General features: G+C 70.8%; 22 protein-coding genes. 10 read left to right on the forward strand and 12 right to left on the reverse strand.

The genetic code is table 11. The annotated features are described in order from the left end of the window. The first annotated feature begins 23 nt into the window (after window positions 1-23). The 6 genes from DI005_RS19110 (at window position 24) to DI005_RS19135 (ending at window position 3,945) form a co-directional block, all read left to right on the forward strand. Window positions 24-809, forward strand: a complete 786-nt coding sequence (locus tag DI005_RS19110; protein ID WP_112274200.1) for an MOSC domain-containing protein — start codon at window positions 24-26, stop codon at window positions 807-809. Then, the gene (locus tag DI005_RS19115) at window positions 806-1,792 is read left to right on the forward strand and encodes a PDR/VanB family oxidoreductase (RefSeq protein ID WP_112274202.1); all 987 of its coding nucleotides are present in this window, start codon (window positions 806-808) and stop codon (window positions 1,790-1,792) included. Before DI005_RS19110 ends, DI005_RS19115 begins: the two co-directional genes overlap by 4 nt. A gap of 168 nt (window positions 1,793-1,960) precedes the next feature. Continuing rightward, a complete protein-coding gene (locus DI005_RS19120; RefSeq protein WP_112274204.1) occupies window positions 1,961-2,311 on the forward strand; it encodes an Lsr2 family protein in 351 nt (116 codons plus the stop codon). 261 nt (window positions 2,312-2,572) lie between these two features. Further along, complete coding sequence (locus DI005_RS19125) at window positions 2,573-2,920, forward strand: histidine triad nucleotide-binding protein (RefSeq protein ID WP_112274206.1); 348 nt, start codon at window positions 2,573-2,575, stop codon at window positions 2,918-2,920. Window positions 2,921-2,968: 48 nt separating this feature from the next. After that, window positions 2,969-3,316: a helix-turn-helix transcriptional regulator gene (locus DI005_RS19130; RefSeq protein ID WP_199542975.1), complete on the forward strand. Its 348-nt coding sequence runs from the start codon at window positions 2,969-2,971 to the stop codon at window positions 3,314-3,316. Then, a complete protein-coding gene (locus DI005_RS19135; RefSeq protein WP_112274210.1) occupies window positions 3,313-3,945 on the forward strand; it encodes an SRPBCC family protein in 633 nt (210 codons plus the stop codon). Before DI005_RS19130 ends, DI005_RS19135 begins: the two co-directional genes overlap by 4 nt. 3 nt (window positions 3,946-3,948) lie before the next feature. Here DI005_RS19135 and DI005_RS19140 read toward each other — a convergent pair whose 3' ends face one another. The 4 genes from DI005_RS19140 to DI005_RS19155 all read right to left on the reverse strand — a co-directional run bounded on the left by DI005_RS19140 (window position 3,949) and on the right by DI005_RS19155 (window position 6,969). Beyond that, window positions 3,949-4,275, reverse strand: a complete 327-nt coding sequence (locus tag DI005_RS19140; protein ID WP_199542979.1) for an amidohydrolase family protein — start codon at window positions 4,273-4,275, stop codon at window positions 3,949-3,951. A 316-nt stretch (window positions 4,276-4,591) separates the two neighbouring features. Continuing rightward, on the reverse strand, window positions 4,592-5,335 hold the full coding sequence (locus DI005_RS19145; RefSeq protein WP_112274214.1) for an SDR family NAD(P)-dependent oxidoreductase: 744 nt from the start codon (window positions 5,333-5,335) through the stop codon (window positions 4,592-4,594). Between the two features lie 15 nt (window positions 5,336-5,350). Next, the gene (locus tag DI005_RS19150) at window positions 5,351-6,115 is read right to left on the reverse strand and encodes a CoA-transferase (protein ID WP_199542982.1); all 765 of its coding nucleotides are present in this window, start codon (window positions 6,113-6,115) and stop codon (window positions 5,351-5,353) included. Beyond that, the gene (locus DI005_RS19155; protein ID WP_199542985.1) at window positions 6,112-6,969 is read right to left on the reverse strand and encodes a CoA transferase subunit A; all 858 of its coding nucleotides are present in this window, start codon (window positions 6,967-6,969) and stop codon (window positions 6,112-6,114) included. The genes DI005_RS19150 and DI005_RS19155 overlap by 4 nt, the downstream gene beginning before the upstream one ends. A 154-nt stretch (window positions 6,970-7,123) precedes the next feature. On the opposite strand from DI005_RS19155, the gene DI005_RS19160 reads away from it, so the two are divergent. From DI005_RS19160 to DI005_RS19175, 4 genes are read left to right on the forward strand one after another with little or no spacing between them, the layout of a single operon-like run. Further along, the gene (locus DI005_RS19160; protein WP_112274217.1) at window positions 7,124-8,134 is read left to right on the forward strand and encodes an LLM class flavin-dependent oxidoreductase; all 1,011 of its coding nucleotides are present in this window, start codon (window positions 7,124-7,126) and stop codon (window positions 8,132-8,134) included. Beyond that, window positions 8,121-9,455: a phenylacetate--CoA ligase family protein gene (locus DI005_RS19165; protein WP_113642999.1), complete on the forward strand. Its 1,335-nt coding sequence runs from the start codon at window positions 8,121-8,123 to the stop codon at window positions 9,453-9,455. The genes DI005_RS19160 and DI005_RS19165 overlap by 14 nt, the downstream gene beginning before the upstream one ends. Window positions 9,456-9,460: 5 nt before the next feature. Next, window positions 9,461-10,243 carry an SDR family oxidoreductase gene (locus DI005_RS19170; RefSeq protein WP_113643000.1) on the forward strand — a complete coding sequence of 261 codons (783 nt, stop codon included), beginning with the start codon at window positions 9,461-9,463 and terminating at the stop codon, window positions 10,241-10,243. Next, complete coding sequence (locus tag DI005_RS19175; protein WP_158559840.1) at window positions 10,240-10,878, forward strand: RraA family protein; 639 nt, start codon at window positions 10,240-10,242, stop codon at window positions 10,876-10,878. Before DI005_RS19170 ends, DI005_RS19175 begins: the two co-directional genes overlap by 4 nt. Here DI005_RS19175 and DI005_RS19180 read toward each other — a convergent pair. The 8 genes from DI005_RS19180 to DI005_RS19215 all read right to left on the reverse strand — a co-directional run bounded on the left by DI005_RS19180 (window position 10,875) and on the right by DI005_RS19215 (window position 20,110). Continuing rightward, window positions 10,875-11,633 (reverse strand): IclR family transcriptional regulator, encoded by a 759-nt coding sequence (locus tag DI005_RS19180; RefSeq protein ID WP_199542988.1) that lies wholly within the window; start codon window positions 11,631-11,633, stop codon window positions 10,875-10,877. The two genes, DI005_RS19175 and DI005_RS19180, sit on opposite strands and share 4 nt — an antisense overlap. 78 nt (window positions 11,634-11,711) lie before the next feature. After that, window positions 11,712-12,512 (reverse strand): enoyl-CoA hydratase-related protein, encoded by an 801-nt coding sequence (locus DI005_RS19185; protein ID WP_112274227.1) that lies wholly within the window; start codon window positions 12,510-12,512, stop codon window positions 11,712-11,714. After that, window positions 12,512-14,605, reverse strand: a complete 2,094-nt coding sequence (locus DI005_RS19190; RefSeq protein ID WP_113643001.1) for an ABC transporter ATP-binding protein — start codon at window positions 14,603-14,605, stop codon at window positions 12,512-12,514. Before DI005_RS19190 ends, DI005_RS19185 begins: the two co-directional genes overlap by 1 nt. Next, the gene (locus DI005_RS19195) at window positions 14,602-16,107 is read right to left on the reverse strand and encodes an ABC transporter substrate-binding protein (RefSeq protein ID WP_113643002.1); all 1,506 of its coding nucleotides are present in this window, start codon (window positions 16,105-16,107) and stop codon (window positions 14,602-14,604) included. The genes DI005_RS19190 and DI005_RS19195 overlap by 4 nt, the downstream gene beginning before the upstream one ends. Window positions 16,108-16,134: 27 nt before the next feature. Next, complete coding sequence (locus DI005_RS19200) at window positions 16,135-17,016, reverse strand: ABC transporter permease (RefSeq protein ID WP_228714002.1); 882 nt, start codon at window positions 17,014-17,016, stop codon at window positions 16,135-16,137. Then, window positions 17,009-17,983 (reverse strand): ABC transporter permease, encoded by a 975-nt coding sequence (locus tag DI005_RS19205; RefSeq protein WP_112274233.1) that lies wholly within the window; start codon window positions 17,981-17,983, stop codon window positions 17,009-17,011. Before DI005_RS19205 ends, DI005_RS19200 begins: the two co-directional genes overlap by 8 nt. A 60-nt stretch (window positions 17,984-18,043) precedes the next feature. Continuing rightward, window positions 18,044-19,213 carry a CaiB/BaiF CoA-transferase family protein gene (locus DI005_RS19210; RefSeq protein WP_228714001.1) on the reverse strand — a complete coding sequence of 390 codons (1,170 nt, stop codon included), beginning with the start codon at window positions 19,211-19,213 and terminating at the stop codon, window positions 18,044-18,046. 6 nt (window positions 19,214-19,219) lie between these two features. Then, on the reverse strand, window positions 19,220-20,110 hold the full coding sequence (locus DI005_RS19215) for a hypothetical protein (RefSeq protein WP_199542991.1): 891 nt from the start codon (window positions 20,108-20,110) through the stop codon (window positions 19,220-19,222). Window positions 20,111-20,170 lie beyond the last annotated feature (60 nt).

Below are 20,170 nucleotides of genomic sequence, written 5' to 3' on the forward strand. Positions count from 1 at the left end.
GCGAAGGGAGCGAGACGACTGCGATGACCGGACACATCCGCAACCTGTACGTCTACCCGATCAAGGGCCTGAGCGCGCAGCCGCTGGACTCGGTGACCCTCGAGGCGGGTCGCGGGGTGCCGCACGACCGCGTGTTCGCCCTCGCCCGGCCGGAGGGCCGGTACGTACCCGGGCAGACGAGCCCGCTGCCGAAGGACCAGTTCTTCATGCTGGCCAGGGACGAGCGCCTCGCCGGGCTGTCGACCCGCTTCGACCCGGCGAGCTCGGTGCTGACGGTGGACGTGCGCGGGCACCGGGTGCTGGAGGCGGACCTGTCCAGCGAGCAGGGCGCCGAGGAGGCCACCGCGTTCTTCGCCAGGGTTCTGGACCGTCCCGCCGAGCGCCCTCCACTGCTCGCCCACGCCGAGGGCAGGCGGTTCACCGACGTGTCGGTGGTCTCCGACGCGATGATGAACGCGATCTCGCTCATCAACCTGGACTCGGTGCGGGATCTGGAGGACCGCGTGGGCGTGCCGATCGACCCGCTGCGGTTCAGGGCCAACGTCTACTTCGACGGGCTGCCGCCGTTCAGCGAGCTCGACCTCGTGGGCAAGGAGCTCCGGATCGGCGAGGTACGGTTGCGGGGCGTGCTCAACACCAAGCGCTGCGCGGCGACCGAGGTGGACCCGGTCAACGCCGTCCGCGACATCGCCGTTCCCCGCCACCTCGTGCAGCAGTACGGTCACGCCGAGCTGGGCTGCTATGCCGAGGTGCTGAGCGGCGGCACGATCAGGCCCGGCGACGTCGTGTCCTACGGGGCGGCCGCATGAGCACGCCCGCGTTCACCGTTCGGATCACGGCCAAGGACCTGCTCACGCCATCGGTATGCCGGTTCGAGCTGCGGGCGCCCGGCGGCTCCGCGTTGCCCGCCTTCACCCCCGGCGCGCACCTCACGGTGCACACCCCGTCGGGGGCCGCGCGCAGCTACTCGCTCACCGGCGACCCGGCCGAGCGGGACCGCTACGTGATCGCCGTCGCCCGCGAGGATGGCGGCAGGGGTGGTTCCGTCAGCCTCGTCGACGAGACCCGGACCGGCGACGAGCTGGAGGTCTCGGCGCCGTCGAACAGCTTCGAGCTGCACCCGTCGGACCGGTACCTGCTGATCGCGGGAGGCATCGGCATCACGCCGATCAGGGCGATGTTCCGGCACCTGAGCCGCCGTGGGGCCGACGTCCGGCTGTTGTACCTGACCCGCTCGCCGGAGCACACCGCGTTCCTCGACGAGTTCACTGTGGACGACGACGCCGTGGTGCTGCACCACAGCGGTGCGGGGGCGGGCCGCCTCGACCTGTGGCCCTACCTCGCCGAACCACGCGAGGACACCCGCGTCTACTGCTGCGGCCCGGGCGGGCTACTGGCCGACGTGCGGGCGCTGACGATGCACTGGCGGCCGAGCCGGGTGCATTTCGAGGACTTCGCCGGGGTCGCGGGCACCGATGGCACGGCCCTGCCGTTCCGCGCGACGTGGCGGCCCACCGGCCGGACGGTGGACGTGCCGGCGAACAAGACACTGCTCGACGCGCTGCGCGATGCCGAAATCGAGGTGCCCAGCTCGTGTGAGAGCGGGACCTGCGGCACGTGCCGCGTGCGGCTGTTCTCCGGCGAGCCCGAGCACCGGGATCTCGTGCTGGACGCCCACCAGCGGCGCCGTTTCGTCATGCCGTGCGTTTCGAGGGCTGCCGGTGAGTGCCTCGAGATCGGTCCCGACGTGGCCGCCGCTGACGAATACCCGGCGCTGCCGGACAACCGGTAACCACATTTGCGCGTCTACCGACTAGTGGAGCTGCTTTCTCCTATCCGGGGTTAGTGCGAACACAGACCGTTATAATCGGGAACGTGTTCCCGGACCGCCGGTATCCGGTACACTTCCGGCTGAGAAGGCAATTCACATTTGCATTGTCCGGGCAAAGCAGGAGGAACAGTGGCTCAGCAGGTTCTTGTCTCCCTCGTGGACGATCTCGACGGTTCCGAGGCCGACGAGACCATCGAGTTCGGTCTGGACGGCGTCAACTACGAGATCGACCTCTCCTCGGAGAATGCCGAGGAGCTTCGCGACACGCTGGCCCAGTACATCGAGCACGCGCGCCGTGCCGGCGGCCGCAAGCGCACGCAGGGCAAGCGGGCCAACGGACAGGCTCAGGGCCGCTCGTCGTCGGCCGACCGTGAGCAGAATCAGGCGATTCGCGCCTGGGCCCGCAAGAACGGTTTCGACATTTCCGAGCGTGGGCGCATTCCGTCCGAGGTCACAGAGGCCTATCACCGACGCAACTGAAACTGTCGTTTCAGACAATGACAGGGCGTCGCGGCGACCGGCGTCCTGTCACATATCCGGGCATTACCGTGCCCGGCGAGGCCGAATGACGCCGGCCTGGCGAAACGGCGGCGGCACCGGCAAAACCGGCCGGGACGAAAATCAACGCCGCCATCGCGGTGACTGACAGTGACGGTCCGTATGGCGAACACGACAATCGCAAGTTGCGATCTGCCGCCGATTTCCCCGCGACACCCAGACCACTGGCATACAGTGAGCGCAATGAGCACCGAGTGCCTGTTCTGCCGCATCGTGGAGCGGACGCTGCCCGCGACCGTGGTCCACGAGACCGAGACCGTCCTCGCGTTCCGGGACATCGACCCCAAGGCCCCCACCCACGTGCTGGTGATCCCCAAGGAGCACCACGCCGACGCCGCGACCATGGCGAGCGCGGACCCCGCGCTCGCAGGCGAGGTGCTGGCCGTCGCGGGCGAGGTGGCCAAGCTCGACGGGGTGGACGCGTCCGGCTACCGGCTCGTCTTCAACACCGGCTCCGACGGCCAGCAGACGGTCTTCCACGCGCATTGCCACGTCCTCGGCGGGCGAGGCATGACCTGGCCCCCCGGCTGAATATCTTAGCCTTGACTTATATAAGTCGTCACTGCAAGGATCTTTTCCGTGCACGCGTTCGACGTACTGGGGGATCCGGTCCGCCGCCGGATCCTGGAACTGCTCGCCGACGGTGAGCAGACGTCGGGCGCGGTCACGGCCATCATCCAGGACGAGTTCGGAATCTCCCAGCCCGCGGTCTCCCAGCACCTGCGGGTTTTGCGCGACAACGGGTTCGCCACCGTCCGCGCGCAAGGCGCCCGCCGGCTCTACGCCGTCGACACGGCCGGGCTGCGGGAGGTCGACGTGTGGCTGGAGCGTTTCCGCGGCTTCTGGACCCAGCATCTCGACGCGCTGGCCACCGAACTCGCACGAGGCAAACGGGACCGCAGGAAGAAGGGCACGGAAGAGCCATGATCGACATAGCCACTCAGCTCAAGACCGTCTACCGCGAGGTCAAGAAGAGACAGGTAACCGGTGGTGATGAGGGCGAGACGGTCAGCATCCTGCTGCGCCGCCGCTACACCTCCCCGATCGACGACGTCTGGGACGCGGTGACCGAGCCCGACCGGCTCGCGCGCTGGTTCGCCCCGGTCAGCGGTGACCTGCAAGCCGGCGGCAAGTTTCAGGTGGAGGGCAACGCCGGTGGCGAGATCCTGCGCTGCGAACGGCCCCAACTGCTGCAGCTGACCTGGGGCGCCGAGAACAGCATCGTCGAGCTACGGCTCGCCGCCGACGAGAACGACGACACGGTGATCGAACTCGAGCACACCGTGCCGATCGAGATCGCGGGCAGCGGCGCCGGCTCCCTCTACGTCGGCCCCGGCTGGGACGTCAGCCTGCTCGGCCTGGACCGGTACGTGCGCGGCGAGGCCGATGGCGACCCGACGGAGTGGGAGAACTCCGACGACGTGCAGCGCTTCTCGCAGCACTCGGTGAGTGCGTGGGCCAGCGCCACCGAGGCCTCCGGCACCGCGACCACCGAGGAGGTCGCCGAGGCCAGGAAGGTCGCGCTCGCGCAGTTCGCACCCGATCTGACCACTTAGGACTCACTGAGCTCGAGTCCACACGCGACTCCCGCCGACGTAGGTGTGCAGCACACTGGTGTCCGCGATCGACTCGGGTTCGACAGCGAGCGGATGCCGGTCCAGCACCACGAAGTCGGCGAGGAACCCCGGCGCCAGCCGTCCCTTCCACCCCTCGTCGCCGCACACCGCGGCCGAGCCGATCGTGTAGATCGCGAGCGCCTCGGCCGCAGTGAGGCGCTGCCGGACGCCGACGAGCGCGCCGTCGTCGACGCCGCCTCGGGTCACCATGCTCTGCAGACCGAGCAACGGCTCGTAGGGCCCACACGGGTAGTCCGACGAACCGGCCACGGTGATCCCGGCGTCCAGAAGGACCGGTGGGCGAACATCCGGTCAACCCTTTGCGCTCCGTACCAGGATTCCAGCGCCCCGCCGTGATACGCGGCGTAGCCGGCGAACGGCACTGCGATCGCGTCGAGCGCCCAGCGATGTGCTGTTCTTCGCCGTGATCAGCCCGGTTGCCGCCTCGTGCAATTGCCACGCGCACATCGGCTCGGCCTGGCTTCCGCGGTCACCCGGGAGAGCCAGGAACGCGCCGCACGCGAACTCGCGGACCTGACCGGGCGCGCCGGAGACTTCACGGCGGCGTGGCGGAGGGTGAGTGGCGCTACACCATCGTGAGCCCGCCGGACACGCTCACCGTCTGACCGGTGATGAAGTCGGCGTCAGCGGAGGCGAGGAACGCGATCGCGGCCGCGATCTGTTCCGGCTGGGCCAGGCTGCGCAACGGGGTGGCCCTGATCATGCCGTTGAGGATCTTCTCCAGGTCGCCGCCGAACCCGTTGAGGAACGGCGTGTCCGTGGGGCCGGGCGCCACCGAGTTGACGCGGATGCGGTGGCGGGCGACCTCACGGGCGAGCGCCTTGCCGAACGCGATGACACCACCCTTCGTCGCCGAGTAGACCACCTCGCCGGAACTACCGACCCGGCCCGCGTCCGAGGCCACGCACACGATCGCGCCCTCACCCTGCTCGATCAGGCTCGGCAGCACGGCGTGCGTGCAGGCGATCGTGCCCATGAGGTTCACCGTGAGCAGCCGCTGCCAGGTCGCGGGATCACTGTCGGCGAACGGGCCGATGGTGTCGCAGCCGGCGTTGTTGACCAGCACGTCGACGCGGCCAAGGACGTCGGTGACCGTGGCGGCGAGCTCCCGCGCCGAATCGGGTGATCCGACGTCGACCTGCACGGCGAGTCCGGGCGTGGCGAGCTCGGCGGCGGTGGTGCGTGCGGCGTCGGCGTCGATGTCGGCCACCACCACGGTCGCACCCTCCTCGGCCAGTCGCAGGCACGTCGCCCGGCCGATGCCGCCGGCGCCTCCGGTGACGATCGCGACACGATCTTGGAATCGCATGGCTGGTCCTCTCTTTCAGCTTCGAAGTACCCCGGTCCGGTCGACAACGGCCCGTAACGCGCCGAGCTCCTCCCCGGTCGGCGGTTCCGTCGCCGGCCACGGCGGCGGGGGCAGGGCGAAGCCGGTCGCGTCGAGCACGCGACCGGGCTCGATACCCGGATTCAGCGACGACACCGTCATGGCGTGCTCGGGCTCGGGGAAACCGAACACCGCGAGCGGCGTGATGCACACCTGCGGGCCCGCTGTGGCGATCCCCGCACGACGCCGCTGTGTGCCGCCGGACAGATGACCCGGCGCCGTCACGTAGTCGACCCGTTCGACGAACGTGCGCGGTGAGTGTGCCGTGCTGAACAACAGCGTGCGTTTCGCCGTCACGGCCATCGAGATGTTGGCGAGCCCCGGGCCACGGAACCGGGGTGGCTCGCCGAACGGGCCGGTCCGGGTCAGGTTGATGTTGCCGAAGCGGTCGAGCTGGACGCCGCCGTAGCACATGAAGTCGAGCCGTCCGTTCTCCGACAGTTCGAACAGGTCGTACGCGGTGCCGATGGCCTCGCACCCGGTGAACCACCGGCCGTCCGACGAGGATCGGTACAGCCTGCCCGGCCGCGGGTTCACGGCACCGGAGGGCATGATCACCGTCAGGTCCGGCGCGTGGAGGCACTGCGCGAGCAGGGCCGCCGCCACCGGGATCTCGCTGCTGGCGCCCATCATCCCGATCTCGCCGTTCCGTAGCTGGCGCGCCAGCAGCACGGCCATCAGTTCCCGGTCGGAATAGCTCACGCGACCTCCTCGTCCAGCGCGTCGAGCCGCGCGGTCCCGCCGATCCGGTCGAGATAGGTGGCGTGGTCCAGGTGCACGAACTCCCTCAGGTAGCGCGCGAACGCGTCCCCTCCGTCCCCGTCCGGCGCCCCCGCCGCCGCGAGGTAGTGCCGCAGGTGCTCCTCGTCGTGGCAGTACAGCCCGTGGCTGGAGCACGGGTGCGCCCCGTAGGGCAGCGGCACGACCGCGTCGACGAGATAGCCCGGAATGGTCGTTCGCCACGGCTCCGCGCGCACCACGTCGTTGCCGACCAGCCGGTCGACGGTGACCACGACGCGCGCGGACGCCTTGGCGAACACGGGGTCGCAGAACGCCGCCCCGAGATGCCGGACATTGCCGAACCGGTCGGCCTCCTGGGCGTGCAGCACCGCGACGTCGGGCCTGAGCGCTGGCGCCCGCGGCCCGTCCGTGCCGGTCCGCACCTGGGTCGAGGTACGCAGGAGGTCGGTGGCGACGAGCGACGGCACCGGGTGGTCCGGGAGGCCCTCGAGCGTGGCCATGAGCCCGCCCAGCACCGTGGCCTCGTCGCACTCGATGATCTCCAGCTCGGCGCGTTCGGCGGCGCGGCGGAACCGGGGTGCGAGCCCGAGGTGTTCGAAAGAGACGTGCGCCGTGTACAGCGTGCGCACGGCTCCGGCCCCGATGAGCAGGTCGGTGTCGAAGCTGGACGGTGGCGAGGTGAGCAGGCGCAGCCCGGAGACGCCACCGCGCAGCAACGCACGGATCGCCGCGGCGGGCCGGTTGTGGTACCACAATCCGCCCACCGCGATCAGCGTGTCCGCACCGATGCCGGCCAGCGCGCTGTCGAGAGTCATCACTTTGGACAGTCGTCCGTCCGTGGCACGTTCCACGGCGGACGTTCGGGGAACTCCGGCCATCTCGCCTCCGCCCGGGTGGTTTACACACGGGACTGTAGCAGCCATACTGTGACTTCAAAAGTCAGATAATGACACTCGCCGTGGAGGTAGTGTGGAGCACCTTCGGTTCGGGCTCACTCTGGCCAACCGCAACGTCGTTCTGGGGCACGGCACGGCTGCCGACCTCCTGCGCCTGGCGGAGCAGGCCGACGAATCCGGTCGCATCGACTCCGTCTGGGTGGGCGACTCGCTTTACGTGAACCCCCGGCTGGACGCCGTCACGCTGCTGGCCGCTCTCGCGGCACGGACGAGCCACGTGCTGATCGGCCCTGCGTGCATGGGCAGCTTCGCACTGCGCGACCCGTTGACCCTCGCGTACGAATGGGCGAGCCTGGACCACCTCGCGGGTGGCCGGACGGTGCTCATCGCCTGCGTCGGCGGCGGCAAAGGGCCGGAATGGCAGGCCGAGAGCGAGGCGCTCGGCGTGCCCGCGGCACAGCGCCGCCGCCGCATGCTGGAGAACATCGCCGTGCTGCGGCACCTGTGGACGACCGATGGCGAGCCGTTCACCGGTGAGTTCCACCAGTTCTCCGGGCTCAGTCTGCGACCGCGACCGCTGCAGGATCCGCCGCCCATCTGGCTGACCACCAACGCCACTCGGTTGTCCACTCCGGACTCCGGTGCCGCCGCCGGCGCCCCGGGCAGGCCGGCGGGACGGGGGCTGGAACGCGTGGCGCGGATCGCCGACGGCTGGATGACCCACAGCACCACCCCGGAGGATTTCGCCGTCGGCTGGCAGACGATCGGCAAGCTTGCGGCCGACGCCGGCCGCGATCCGGAGCGGTTGGGCAACTGCCTCTACCACAACATCCACATCGGAACGAGCAAACAGGACTCGCTCGACCGGGCACGGCGGTACCTCGATGAGTACTACGCGACGACGTTCAGCCCCGGCCGCACGGCGGCGTGGACCACCGCGGGCACGCCCGAGGAGTGCATCGAGGACCTGCGCCGCTACCGCGGCACCGGTGTGCAGCACATCGCCCTCCGGCTGTGCTCCCACGACCAGGAGGAGCAGCTGCGTCGCCTCGTCGAGGAGGTCCTGCCCCATGTCAACGGCTGACTGGGAGTACCTGCCGTGGGCACGGGTGCGGCAGCGGCACGAGGACCTGCTCGGACCGCAGCTGGACCACGTACTGGCCCATTCCGCCTTCTACCGCCGGAAACTCGGTGAGGCCGGCATCGGCCGCGCCGACCTCACCGGGCTCGACGCGCTCGAGGCGGTTCCGTTCACCACCAAGGCCGAGCTCCGCCGTTCGCTCGCCGACCAGCCGCCGCTCGGCGCCCATCTCGCCGTCCGGCCCAGCGAGATCGTGCAGGTGCACGCGACCTCCGGTACGACCGGTGCACCGGTCTACCTCGCGCTGACGGCCGGCGATCGGGACGTCTGGAACGAGATGGGTGCCCGAGTCTTCCGGACCAACGGTATCCGGCGAGGCGAGGTGGTACTACAGGCGTTCGCGATGTCCCGTGGGTTCGTCGGCGGGCTGCCGATCGTCCAGCAGCTGCAGCACGCCGGCTGCACCGTGCTGCCGATCGGCGCGGAGGCGGGCACCGAGCGCCTGCTGCTGGCCATCGACCAGCTGCGGCCGACCGCGCTCGTCGGCACCCCGTCACTCGCCCGTCACCTCGCCGAATCCGCGCCGGCCGTGCTCGGCAAGCCCGCGACCGCGCTGCCGATCCGGCTGCTGTCGCTCGGTGGTGAGCCGGGGGCCGGGATTCCCTCGGTACGGCAGCGGCTCCGCGAGCTGTGGAACGCCGAGGTCCGCGACCTGATGGGCGGCGCCGACTTCGGATCCACCTACTGGGCCGAGTGCGACGCGGGCGGCGGGATGCACCTGTGCTCGCAGAACGCGCTCCACGTCGAGCTCGTCGATCCGGCGACCGGCCGCGCCCAGCGCATCGAACAGGGCAGCCGCGGCGAACTCGTCTACACGGCGCTGCGCAGGCACGCGAGCCCACTGTTGCGCTACCGCAGCGGCGACCTCGTCGAGGTGGCCGGCACCGAATGTCCGTGCGGCCGGACCGGCTTCCGCATCGTGGTGCTCGGGCGGGCCGACGACATGCTCATCGTCCGCGGGATCAACGTGTTCCCCGCCGCCGTCAAGGACGTCGTCGGCGGGCTACTGCCGCGCGTGACCGGCGCGGTGCGGATCATCGCCGGATTCCCCGGTCATACCACGGACCAGCCGCTGCCGGTTCGCGTCGAGCATGCCGAGGGCCTGCCCTCGCCGCAGCACGCGGCGCTGACTCGCGAGATCGCCGACCGGCTGCACCGCAGGCTCGGCGTGCGCGCCGAAGTCCGCCTCGTGCCGCCCGGAAGCCTGCGCCCGCTGGACGGCCACAAGGAGATCCTGCTGGAGCGCACCACCACCGGGAGCTGACCCACATGGACCTCGGACTGCACGGCCGCGTCGCACTCGTCTCGGGTGGCAGCGCTGGAATCGGTGCCGCCGTGGCCGCGCGACTCGCCGACGAGGGCACCACGGTCGTCGTCGCCGCGCGGGACCGGCGGCGACTGGCCGCTACCGCGGCGGAGCTGGGGCCGTCCGTCCACCCGCGCACCGCCGACATGGCCGACCCGGACCAGTGCGCCGCGGTCGTCGACTGGACGCTGCGCACCCACGGCCGGATCGACGCCGCGGTGGCCTGCACGGGCGCCGCACCCGCCGGCCGGTTGTCTGATGTGGACGAAGAGGACTGGTTGCTCGCACTGCGTTCCAAACTGCTGGCGCACGCCACGCTGTGTCGTGCCGTGCTGCCGGCCCTGGCCACCCACGGAGGCGCCGCGGTGCTGGTCGGTGGCAACGCCGGTCTGCAGGCCGCGCCGTGGGAGGTGCTCGCCGGTAGCGTGAACGCGGCGGTCCTGAGCCTGGCCCGGTCGCTGGCGGCCGAGTACGGCACACGGGGAGTCCGGATCAACACCGTCCACCCCGGACCAGTCGACACCGGACGCTGGGGCCTGCTCACCGCACGGGTGGCCACCCTGCGCGGCGTCTCCGAGCAGCAGGTCGAACGCGACACACTCGGCTCCCTGCCACCAGGCAGGCTGTGCACGGCCGACGAGGTCGCCTCGGTCGTCGCCTTCCTGGTGTCGCCCCGTGCCGCGTTCGTCAACGGCGCCCACCTCGCCGTGGACGGAGCACAACAGAAAGGACGGTGGGGACTGTGAACACCGACCCCGGCCGGGCCCTCGCGGCAGCGACCCCCGCCGCGATCGCCGACGCGCTCGACCACCTCGGCCTGCCCGGCGTGCTCGCACCCGGGCTCCGCTCCCACGTCGCCGCCCGGATCGCGGGACCCGCCGTCACGGTCGTCTACGAACGCGCGACCGAGCGGAGACAACCCGAGCACACGTTCGAGGCGGTCGACACCGCGGCGCCGGGCAGCGTCCTCGTGCTCGCCGCCGGGGGCGACACCGGCATCGCGTTCTGGGGCGGAACCCTCACGGCGGCGGCCGTGCACCGGGGGCTCGCCGGCGCCGTCGTCGACGGTGCCGTCCGCGACACGGACGAGATCGCCGGCCATGGCTTTCCCACCTTCGCCCGTGGCGTCGCCCTGCGCGGCCCGGCGGGCCGGTTCCGTTCGGTGGCGCTGAACGTGCCCGTCATGTGCGCGGGTGTGACCGTCCACCCCGGCGATGTCGTGGTGGCCGGCCCGGACGGCGTGCTGGCGGTTCCCGGCGGGCACGCCGACGAGGTCGCCCGCGTCGCCGCGGAGTTCGACGAACGGGACCGGCTGCTCACCGAGAACCTGCTGGCCACCGGCTCACTCCGCGCGGCGACCCGGACCGTTTCCCTGTTCTAGGACTCGGGGCGGAACCGGAGCGCTGCCGAGATCTCGTCGGCCGCTTCCACCGTCACGGTGATCAGCTCCATCCGTCGTGACGCCGGCACCCGCGCGGCCGGGCACGGCAGGTTCAGCGCCGCCACGACGGCGCCCGTGTGGTCACGGATCGGCGCCGCCACCGCCCACACGCCCTGCTCCGTCTCGCCGTCGTTGATCGCGTAGCCCCGTTCGCGCACGGGTCCGAGGCTGTCGATGAACGCTTCGGGTGAAACCACCGTCCGGCTGGTGTGGCCGGGCCAGGGGCCCTCGGGAAGCAACTCGGTCAACTCGTCATCGGGGAGCGAGGCGAGCAGCACCTTGCCCGGAGCGCTGCCGAGGTAGGTCGGATGCCGCCACCCGACCGGGTGGAAGATCCGCAGGCCCAGAGGACCGTCCCGGGTGCCGACGAACACCACGTCGACGCCACTGCGCACGGCGAGCTGCGTCGTCTCCTCGGTCTTGTCGCGCAGCCGCTCCATCACGGGACCGGCCACGTCGATCAAGCTCGAGGTCTGTGCCGCGACGGCGCCGAGCCGGACGACCTCGTGATGCAGCCGGTACCGTCCGGACTCGGCGTCCACGCGGACGAAGCCGTGTTCCTCCAGCGTCAGCATCAGCCGGCGCACGGTACTGGCCGAGAGTTCCAGTTCCCGGCTGATCTCGGCGATCGTCTTCGCCGGCGCGTCGAGCGTGAAGGCGCTGAGCACCTGCAACAGTCGGCTCGCCGAGCGCATCGTCTCGCCCGTCTTGACCTTGACCAGGGCACCCCCTTCGTTCGTGCGCCCATCATAGGGCCCGCTGTGGGCGCGAGCTCACGTCCGGTAGCGCCCGAAGTCAGGCGCCCTCTTGGCCAGCAGGCCTGCCAGGCCCTCCCGTGCTTCGTCCGTGCCCTCGAACAGGTGCAGTGTGTCGAACGACAGCGACGACAGCGCCGTGACGCCCCCGGTGTCGGCGTTGAACGCGTGCTTGACGTAACCGAGCGCGGTCGGGCTGAGCGCGAGGATCTCGTCCGCCCAGCTGCGCACCTCCGCGCGCAGCCGGTCCCCGGGGACCACCGCGTTCACGAGACCCCACCGGTAGGCGGTCTCGGCGTCATAACGCCGGCAGAGCAGCCACAGCTCCCTCGCCCGTTTCTCCCCCACTGCCCTGGCGAGCAGCGTGGTGCCGAAGCCAGCGTCGAACGAGCCGACCCGGGGACCGGCCTGGCCGAACGTGGCATGCTCGGCCGCGATGCTCAGGTCGCAGAGCACGTGCAGCACATGGCCGCCACCAACGGCGACACCGTTGACGGCGGCGATCACGGGCTTCGGGATGTCCCGGATCAGCCGCTGCAGCGTCTCCAGTTCGAAAAGACCCGTCTCGCTCGGCCCGTAGTCGCCGGACTCCGCGCGCTGCTTCTGGTCACCGCCCGCGCAGAACGCCTTCTCACCCGCGCCGGTCAAGGCGACCACGCCGACCGACCGGTCCGCCCAGGCCAGCTTGAACGCCGCGACGAGCTCGTCCAGCGTCCGGCCGCGGAACGAGTTGAGTCGTTCCGGACGGTCGATCGTGATCCAGGCGAGCCCGCTCGCGCTCTCATAGCGGACGTCGGTGAAGTCTTCCGGTCGCAGCATCACAGGTTCCCTTTCTCGGCTACGTCGTCGGTCGGGACGAACGCCGGCGCGCCACCATCGGCGAAGTGGCACGCCACGGGGTGGGCCACGGTGCCGTGCGGCACGAGCGGCGGGGTCTCGTCGGCGCACCGCTGCTCGGCGCGCCAGCAGCGGGTCCGGAACCGGCAGCCGGACGGCGGGGCGGCCGGACTCGGGGGCGCGCCGCGCAGGATGATCCGGTCGCGCCGCCGGGCCTGATCCGGATCGGGCACCGGCACCGCCGACAGCAGTGCCTGCGTGTACGGATGTGCGGGCCGTTCGTAGAGCTCGCCGTTGTCAGCGAGCTCCACGATGCGGCCGAGGTACATGACGGCGATCCGGTCGCACAGGTGCCGCACCACGCTGAGGTCGTGGGAGATGAACACGTACGCCAGCCCCAGTTCCCGCTGAACGCGGTCGAGCATGTTGAGCACCTGTGCCTGGATGGACACGTCGAGGGCCGACACCGGTTCGTCCAGCACCAGTACGGACGGTTCCATCGCGAGTGCCCGCGCGACGGCGACCCGCTGCCGCTGCCCGCCGGAGAACTCGTGCGGATAACGGTCGGCGTGCTCGGGATTCAGCCGGACCAGATCCATGAGTTCGGTGACGCGCGCGGCGATCCGGTCGCCGGTCACCAGCCGGTGGACCCTGAGCGGCTCGGCGAGCACCTGACGCACCGTCATGCGCGGGTTCAGAGACGCGAAGGGGTCCTGGAACACCAGTTGCAGGCCCCTGGCCGCGGCACGCAGTGCTCGCCTGTTCGCGGCCGTGAGGTCGGTTCCGTGGAAGACGATCCGGCCGCCGCTGGGCTCGAGCAAGCGGACGATCGCCCTGCCGACCGTCGACTTGCCGCAGCCGGACTCACCGACCACGCCGAGTGTCTCGCCTGCCCGCAGCGCGAAGGAGACGCCGTCCACGGCACTGACCTCGCCGCGGCCGCTGCGGCGATCGGGGAACCGCTTGACGAGGTCGCGCACCTCCAGCACGACCGGCCCCGGCGTGCCGGCCGTGCGGGGCTCGTCCGGCTCGGCCCCCGCGCCGGCGACCTCCTCCGCGAAGTGGCAGGCCGACTCGCGGCCGGTCGCCGTCACCCGCAGCGCAGGGCGCTCCTCCCGGCACCGCGCCCGGTCCTGCGACAGCGCACAACGCTCATGGAACGCGCAGGCGCCCGGGATCGCCGCCAGGTCGGGCGGCTGACCTGGGATCGGCCGCAGCCGCGCGACGCGCCGGTCCAGGCGGGGCAGCCCGTCGAGCAGGCCCCGGGTATATGGGTGCCGCGGATCGCGCAGCACCTCCCGCACAGGTCCGTGCTCGACGATCCGGCCCGCGTACATCACCACGAGCCGGTCGGCCATCTCCGCGACCACGCCGAGGTCGTGCGTGATGAGGATCGTCGCGGCACCGGTCGCGTCCCGCGCGGCCCGCAGCGCCTCCAGGACTTGCGCCTGCACGGTCACGTCGAGCGCGGTCGTCGGCTCGTCGGCGATCAGCAGGCGCGGGTCGTTCGCGATGGCCATCGCGATGACGACGCGCTGGCGCATCCCGCCGGAGAACTCGTGCGGGTACTGGTCGAGACGGCGCTCGGGACTCGACACCCCGACCAGGGACAACAGCTCCGCCGCCCGCTCACGGACCCGCGCCTTCGACAGGTCGTGCTGGTGTGCGGTGATCGCCTCCCCGATCTGGTCGCCGATGGTCATCACCGGGTCCAGTGAGGTCATGGGGTCCTGGAACACCATCGCCACGTCGTTGCCGCGCAGCTGGCGCAGCCGTCGCGGGCTCACGCGCAGCAGGTCCTCGCCGAGCAGGCTGATCTCCCCGGCCCGCACGCTGGCGGTGCCCGGAAGCAACCCCATGACGGCCGCGACCGTGGCGCTCTTGCCGGAGCCGGACTCGCCGACGATGCCGAGTGTCTCCCCGGGGCGGACCTCGAAGTCGAGCCCGCCGGCGGCCACTACCTCGGCCCCGTTCCCGGTGAAGCCGACCCGCAGGTCCCTGACCCGCAGCACCGGTCCGCCGTCCCCCTGCGCCGACCGCGGCCCACCGGCCGCCCTGGAATCGACCACGCTCATGCCCGCCCCACCTTCGCCAGGCGCAGCACGCCGTCGGCATAGTGCTGGAAGCCCTGCACTCGCTGGCTGACCGCCTTGAGATCGGTGAAGAAGAACAGCGTCACCTGCGGCACTTCGCGGGCGAAGTCGTCGGCGAGCCGGCGTTCCAGCTCGGGCCCGCGTGCCTCGTCCGAGTTCGCCCGCAAGGCCGCGAGGTGCTCGTGCACGGTCTCGTCGGCGAAGCCGGACTCGTAGGCGCTGCCGTCAGGGTGGAAGTTGCGGTAGTAGCTCTCCCCGAGCGTGGGCAGGCCGCTGTTGGTCAGCAGGATCGCGTCGTAGTCGAGAGACCGGTACTGGGACAGCATCGCCCCGTACTCCCTGGCGTCGATCTCCATCGTGATGCCGGCCTGGGCGAGCTGACTCTGCAACGTCTGCGCCAGCCGGGACTGCGCGGGGTCGTCGGCGTTGACCAGCATCGAGAAGCGCGGGGCTACGCCGGCCTCGGCGGCGAGGCGCCGGGCGGTGTCCGGATCGGCCTGCGGCACCTGGCCGACTCCGGGGAACGGACCGGGTGCGGGCACGGCGTACTCGCCGTTGGCCACCCTGGCCGCCTCGGTGCGGTCGATGGCGGCCGCTACCGCGCGCCGCAGGCGCACGTCGTCGAACGGTGCCCGGCCGCTGTTGAAGTAGACCCGGATGTTGAACGTCAGCTCCCTTGTGGACAGCCGGAGCGAGTCGTTGTTCTCGATCCGCGGAACCGACTGGGGGCTTACGGTGTCGACGAGGTCGAGCTCACCGGCCAGTAGCCGGGCGACCTTGGCGTCGGTGTCCGGGATGATCCGGAAAACGACCCGGTCGACCGTGGGCGTGCCGGGCGTCCAGTAGTCCTCGTTGCGCGTGAGCGTGACGCTGTCGCCCGTGGTCTGCGAGGCGAACTCGAACGGCCCGGTGCCCACGGGATGTGCCGCGAACGCCGCCCGGTCCCGCGCCGCCTCGGGCGCGACCATCATCCCGGCCCGGTCGGCCAGTGTCGCCAGCAGCCCGCCGAACGGCTCGCTCAGCCGGAACCGGACCGTCAGTGGATCGACGACGTCCACCGACGAGATGGTGGCGATCTCGTCCGAGCGCGCGAGGTCGCGCATCCGTTCGATGTTCGCGGCCACGGCGTCGGCGTCGAACGCCTCGCCGTTGTGGAAGGTGACGCCCTCCCGCAGACGGAACGTGTAGGAGAGCTCGTCCGCGGACACCTCCCACGAGGTCGCGAGCCCTGGTACGAAGCCACCGTCCACATCGGTTTCCACCAGCCGGTCGAAGATGTTGGCCAGCACGTGCCGGTCGCCCGAAGACCCGGACTCGTGCGGGTCGAGCGAGTCGATGGACCGGTCGATCGCGACGGTCAGCGTGCTGTCGTCCCCGGACGGGGGGCCGCCCGCGGTGTCGACGTCCACCTGGCAGCCTGTCACCGCCAGCAGCGCGGCCGCGGCGAGAGCCGCGAAGGCCGGGCGCGCAATTCTCGATCGCATGGCACTTCTCCTTGTCCGTCCGGGCGGTCAGGCCGAGCGACGCCGCGGGTCGAAGACGTCGCGGAGCCCGTCGCCGAGCAGGTTGAAGCCGAGCACGGCCAGTGAAATGGCCAGGCCAGGCCAGAAGGCGTAGTTGATGTCCGTCAGCAGGTAGCCCTGCGCCGCGCGGAGCTCGGCGCCCCAGCTCGGCGTCGGCGGCTGCGTTCCGAGCCCGAGGAAACTCAGACCCGCCTCCGTCACGATGGCCACCCCGCAGGCCAGGCTGGCCTGCACGAGCAGCGGGCTCACCGCGTTCGGCAGGATGTGCCGGATCACGATGCGTCCCGAGGGCAGCCGCAGCACGCGGGCGGCCTCGACGTATTCCATGCCCAGCTGACTCAGCACCTGCGCACGGGCGATCCGCACGAAATGCGGGACGAAGGCGATACCGATGGCCACGGCGGCGTTGACCGTGCCCGGCCCGAGCACCGCTGCCGCCGCGAGCGCGAGGATGAGAAACGGGAACGCCTGCAGCGCGTCGACGACGCGCAGGATGCCGCCCCTGACCAGCCGGGACTGCGCGTACGCGGCCACCGCGCCCACCGGGATCCCGATGAGCGCGCTCAGCGCCACCGCGATCAGCCCGGCGAACAGGGAGACCCGCGCGCCGTGCAGGATCCGGGAGAACAGGTCCCGGCCGAGGGGATCGGTGCCGAACGGGTGCGCCGCCGACGGACCCTGGCCGGCCGCGGTGGCGTCGACCGCGTCGGGCGCCACCGCCACCAGCGGCGCGAGCGCCGCCCCGGCGACGAGCAGCAGGACCACGAGCCCGCCGATGACGACCGAGGGGTTGCGCAGCAGGCGGCGCGCCAGCCCCGCCCGGCGCGGACGCGCCACCGCGGCGGCACCGAGGTTGACTGTGCTAGACACCGGCGGCCTCCAGCGTGATCCGGGGATCGAGACGGGTGTAGAGCAGATCGACCAGCGTGTTGACCACCACGACCAGGACCGCCGCCGTCAGCAGGCAGCCCTGCACGACGACGAAGTCCCGCGCGAAGATGCTGTCCACGATGAGCCTGCCGATACCTGGGATCCCGAACACGGTCTCGGTGAGAACGAGACCACCGAGCATCTCCGCCATCTGCAGACCGGTGACCGTGACCACGGGGATCATCGAGTTCGGCAGGATGTGCCTGCGCATGATCCGCCGCCCCGTCAGTCCCTTCGCCTCGGCCACGCGGACGTAGTCCGCCGTGGACACGTCGAGTACCGCGGAGCGCACGAACCGGGCGATCTCCGCGGAGCGCCGGAACCCCGTCGCCACGACGGGCAACGCCATCAACGCGAGGTTCGCCTGCCAGTCAACGGTCAACGGCACGTACCCACCGGCGTTGAACCACTGGAGCTGAACCGCGAAGACGTAGATCAGCATGATCGCGAACCAGAACGCCGGTACGGACAAACCGGTCAGCGTCAGCGCCGAGGTCAGCACCCCGGACAGCCTGCCGCTGCCCTTCGCCGCGAAGATCCCCGCGGGGACCGCGATGAGCACCGCCACCAGCAGGCTCAGTATCGCGAGTTCCAGCGTGGCCGGTAACCGCTCCGCGATCAGGTCCAGCACCGGCCTGCCGTCCCTCGCCGACACTCCGAAGTCGCCGGTCACCACGTCCCCGATGTAGCTCAGGTACTGGACGGGCAAAGGCCGGTCGAGACCGAGCTCCTCCCGTACCTGCTCGACCCGTTCCGGGGACGCGTCGGCCCCGGCGTGGACGAGTGCCGGATCACCCGGCAACGCCTGGGTGAAAGCGAATACGATGACCGAGACAATGAGCAGGGTCAGTACGGTGGCCCCGAGCCGCCGCAGCAGCCAGCGCCACGCCACCCGGCCTCGATTCATGAGAGGCTCCTTTGCCCTCAAGACCTGCCACGTGATCAGTCGGATGATGCTGACACGTTTTCACCGAGCTCGGTTGGTGCCCAGCTTCAGTTCGGCGAGCACCTCGGTGGTGTGCTCGCCGAGCAGTGGCGGCGGCAGCGTCACCGCCGCCGGCGTCCGGGACAGCCGTACGGCGGGACCGACGAGCGGAACCGCACCCAGCCGGGGGTGGTCGACGGTGACCACCTGCCCCGACGCGGCCACCTCCTGGTCATCGAAGACCTCGTCGAGCGTCCGGACACGGGCGACAGCCACGCCCGCGCGCCAGAGCACGTCCTCCCAGTACGTGGCGTCTTCTGTGGACAGACGGTCCTGTAGCAGCGCCACGAGCTCGTCCCGGTGCGCGACCCGGTCGGCGTTCGTCCGGAACCGGGGGTCGCCGGCCAGCTCGGGGCACCCGATCGTCTCGGCCAGGAGCCGAAACAGCCGGTCGTTGGCGGCACCCACCACGACGTAGCCGTCCCTGGCACGGAACGCCTGGTACGGAACGATCGAGTCGTGCCCGCTGCCCTGCGGACCCGTGACGTGCCCGGCCACCAGGTAGGCGCTCGCCGCGTTGATGAGCGCCGCCAGCTGCGCGCTGAGCAACGACACCTCCACGTGCTGCCCCTCTCCGGTGCGCTGCCGGTGCAGCAAGGCGGCCAGGATGCCCTGGGCGGCGAACAGTCCGGTGGTGACGTCCACGAGCGCCACCCCCGTGCGGACCGGCTCGCCGCCCGGTGTTCCGGTGATGGACATCAGGCCGCCGTGCGCCGCCACCATGACGTCGTACCCCGCCCGCTCCCGGTACGGACCGTCGGTGCCGAAGCCGGAGATCGAGCAGTAGACGACGTCCGGCCGCAGCTCACGCACCGTTTCGTAGTCCAGCCCCAGCCGTCGCATAGTGCCGGGGCGGAAACTTTCCACCACGACATCGCTGGACGCGACGAGCTCACGGGCGAGCCTGCGCCCCTCCTCGCTCTTCAGGTCCAGCTCGACGCTGCGCTTGTTGCGATTCACCGCGAGGAAGTAGGTGCTCTCCCCGTCCTTGAACGGTGGCCCCCACCCCCGGCAGTCGTCGCCGGTACCGGGCCGCTCCACCTTGACGACGTCAGCACCGAGATCGCCGAGCAGCATCGTCGCGTAGGGGCCTGCGACCACCCTGGTGAAGTCGGCGACCCGCATGCCGGCGAGTGCGCGCTGTCCGTCCACTGCCGGTCACTCCGGAATCGCCAGGTCGGCCGGGCCCTGCTTGGAGCAGACCGCCTCGGGGAAGTAGGTCTCGATCATTCGGTTGACCAGCTCGACCCGGGTGGCGTAGCGCTTCGCGTCCTCGGCGGTCGACTGGAACGCGTGCGTCGCCTGCTCGAAGCCACCGGACTTGCAATGGATGGGCGCGGCCACGCGGACGATCTCGGCGACGTCGTAGTCACGCAGGAAGCCACCGGAGGACTGGGGGCTCTCTGTGGACATGTCCATGGGCAGCGTCGTGGCCTGCCGCAGCGCGGCCCACATCGGCGCGTCCAGGTCGCGAACCGGGTTGATGGTGTCGGCGCCCAGCCGCTCCAGCAACCGGACCGAGGCGGGGTTGCCGTGTCCACAGTGGCCGCTGACCTTGATGTGCAGGTTCGCGGGCAGCTCACCGGCCTTGCGCAACTCGTCGACAACGCACAGCAGGCCCTCGTCGTAGACCATGATGCCGCGCACGCCGAAGCCGACGGCACGCTTGACGTCCTCGATCGCGCGCGCGAGCTGGTCACCGCCGCGCAGCCGGTACGCGATCCGGGAACCCTCAACGGAACGGGCGGCCGCGGAGATGTCGTAGGTCGCGCGGGGGCCCACCGACATGATCAGCTCGACCTGCCATTCCTTGGCGATGGCCACCATCTCGCGCAGCTCGCGGTCGGTGTTGCGGAAGATCCCCATGGTGTGTGTGGCGCGGTGGAGGGTCAGCCCGATGCGGGCGGTCTCCTCGAGCGCGGCCTTCAGCGACTCGGGTGTCTGCAGGCCGGGAATCTCGCGGCGGTAGTGCGCACCGTCCGGGAACCGGTGCGGCGAGCCGGGAAGGTCGTACCGGTTTCCGGCGGGCAACCCTAGCCGCTCAAGCATTTCCCCTGTCTCGTCGAGCGACGTCCTGACTCGGGCCGGAGAGATACTCACTCGCTCCTC

Origin of the sequence: Prauserella sp. PE36, assembly GCF_003311655.1 — a bacterium.
GTDB classification, from domain to species: Bacteria; Actinomycetota; Actinomycetes; order Mycobacteriales; family Pseudonocardiaceae; genus Prauserella_A; species Prauserella_A endophytica.

Bases quoted from the DNA above. Each gene is read 5' to 3' on its own strand.
- DI005_RS19170 (WP_113643000.1), top strand. From the start codon at position 9,461: ATGGACCTCGGACTGCACGGCCGCGTCGCACTCGTCTCGGGTGGCAGC.
- DI005_RS19145 (WP_112274214.1), bottom strand. From the start codon at position 5,335: ATGCGATTCCAAGATCGTGTCGCGATCGTCACCGGAGGCGCCGGCGGC.
- DI005_RS19185 (WP_112274227.1), bottom strand. From the start codon at position 12,512: ATGCTGCGACCGGAAGACTTCACCGACGTCCGCTATGAGAGCGCGAGC.
- DI005_RS19165 (WP_113642999.1), top strand. From the start codon at position 8,121: ATGTCAACGGCTGACTGGGAGTACCTGCCGTGGGCACGGGTGCGGCAG.
- DI005_RS19180 (WP_199542988.1), bottom strand. From the start codon at position 11,633: ATGCGCTCGGCGAGCCGACTGTTGCAGGTGCTCAGCGCCTTCACGCTC.
- DI005_RS19215 (WP_199542991.1), bottom strand. From the start codon at position 20,110: ATGCTTGAGCGGCTAGGGTTGCCCGCCGGAAACCGGTACGACCTTCCC.
- DI005_RS19125 (WP_112274206.1), top strand. From the start codon at position 2,573: ATGAGCACCGAGTGCCTGTTCTGCCGCATCGTGGAGCGGACGCTGCCC.
- DI005_RS19155 (WP_199542985.1), bottom strand. From the start codon at position 6,969: ATGACTCTCGACAGCGCGCTGGCCGGCATCGGTGCGGACACGCTGATC.
- DI005_RS19195 (WP_113643002.1), bottom strand. From the start codon at position 16,107: ATGCGATCGAGAATTGCGCGCCCGGCCTTCGCGGCTCTCGCCGCGGCC.
- DI005_RS19190 (WP_113643001.1), bottom strand. From the start codon at position 14,605: ATGAGCGTGGTCGATTCCAGGGCGGCCGGTGGGCCGCGGTCGGCGCAG.
- DI005_RS19110 (WP_112274200.1), top strand. From the start codon at position 24: ATGACCGGACACATCCGCAACCTGTACGTCTACCCGATCAAGGGCCTG.
- DI005_RS19135 (WP_112274210.1), top strand. From the start codon at position 3,313: ATGATCGACATAGCCACTCAGCTCAAGACCGTCTACCGCGAGGTCAAG.
- DI005_RS19115 (WP_112274202.1), top strand. From the start codon at position 806: ATGAGCACGCCCGCGTTCACCGTTCGGATCACGGCCAAGGACCTGCTC.
- DI005_RS19205 (WP_112274233.1), bottom strand. From the start codon at position 17,983: ATGAATCGAGGCCGGGTGGCGTGGCGCTGGCTGCTGCGGCGGCTCGGG.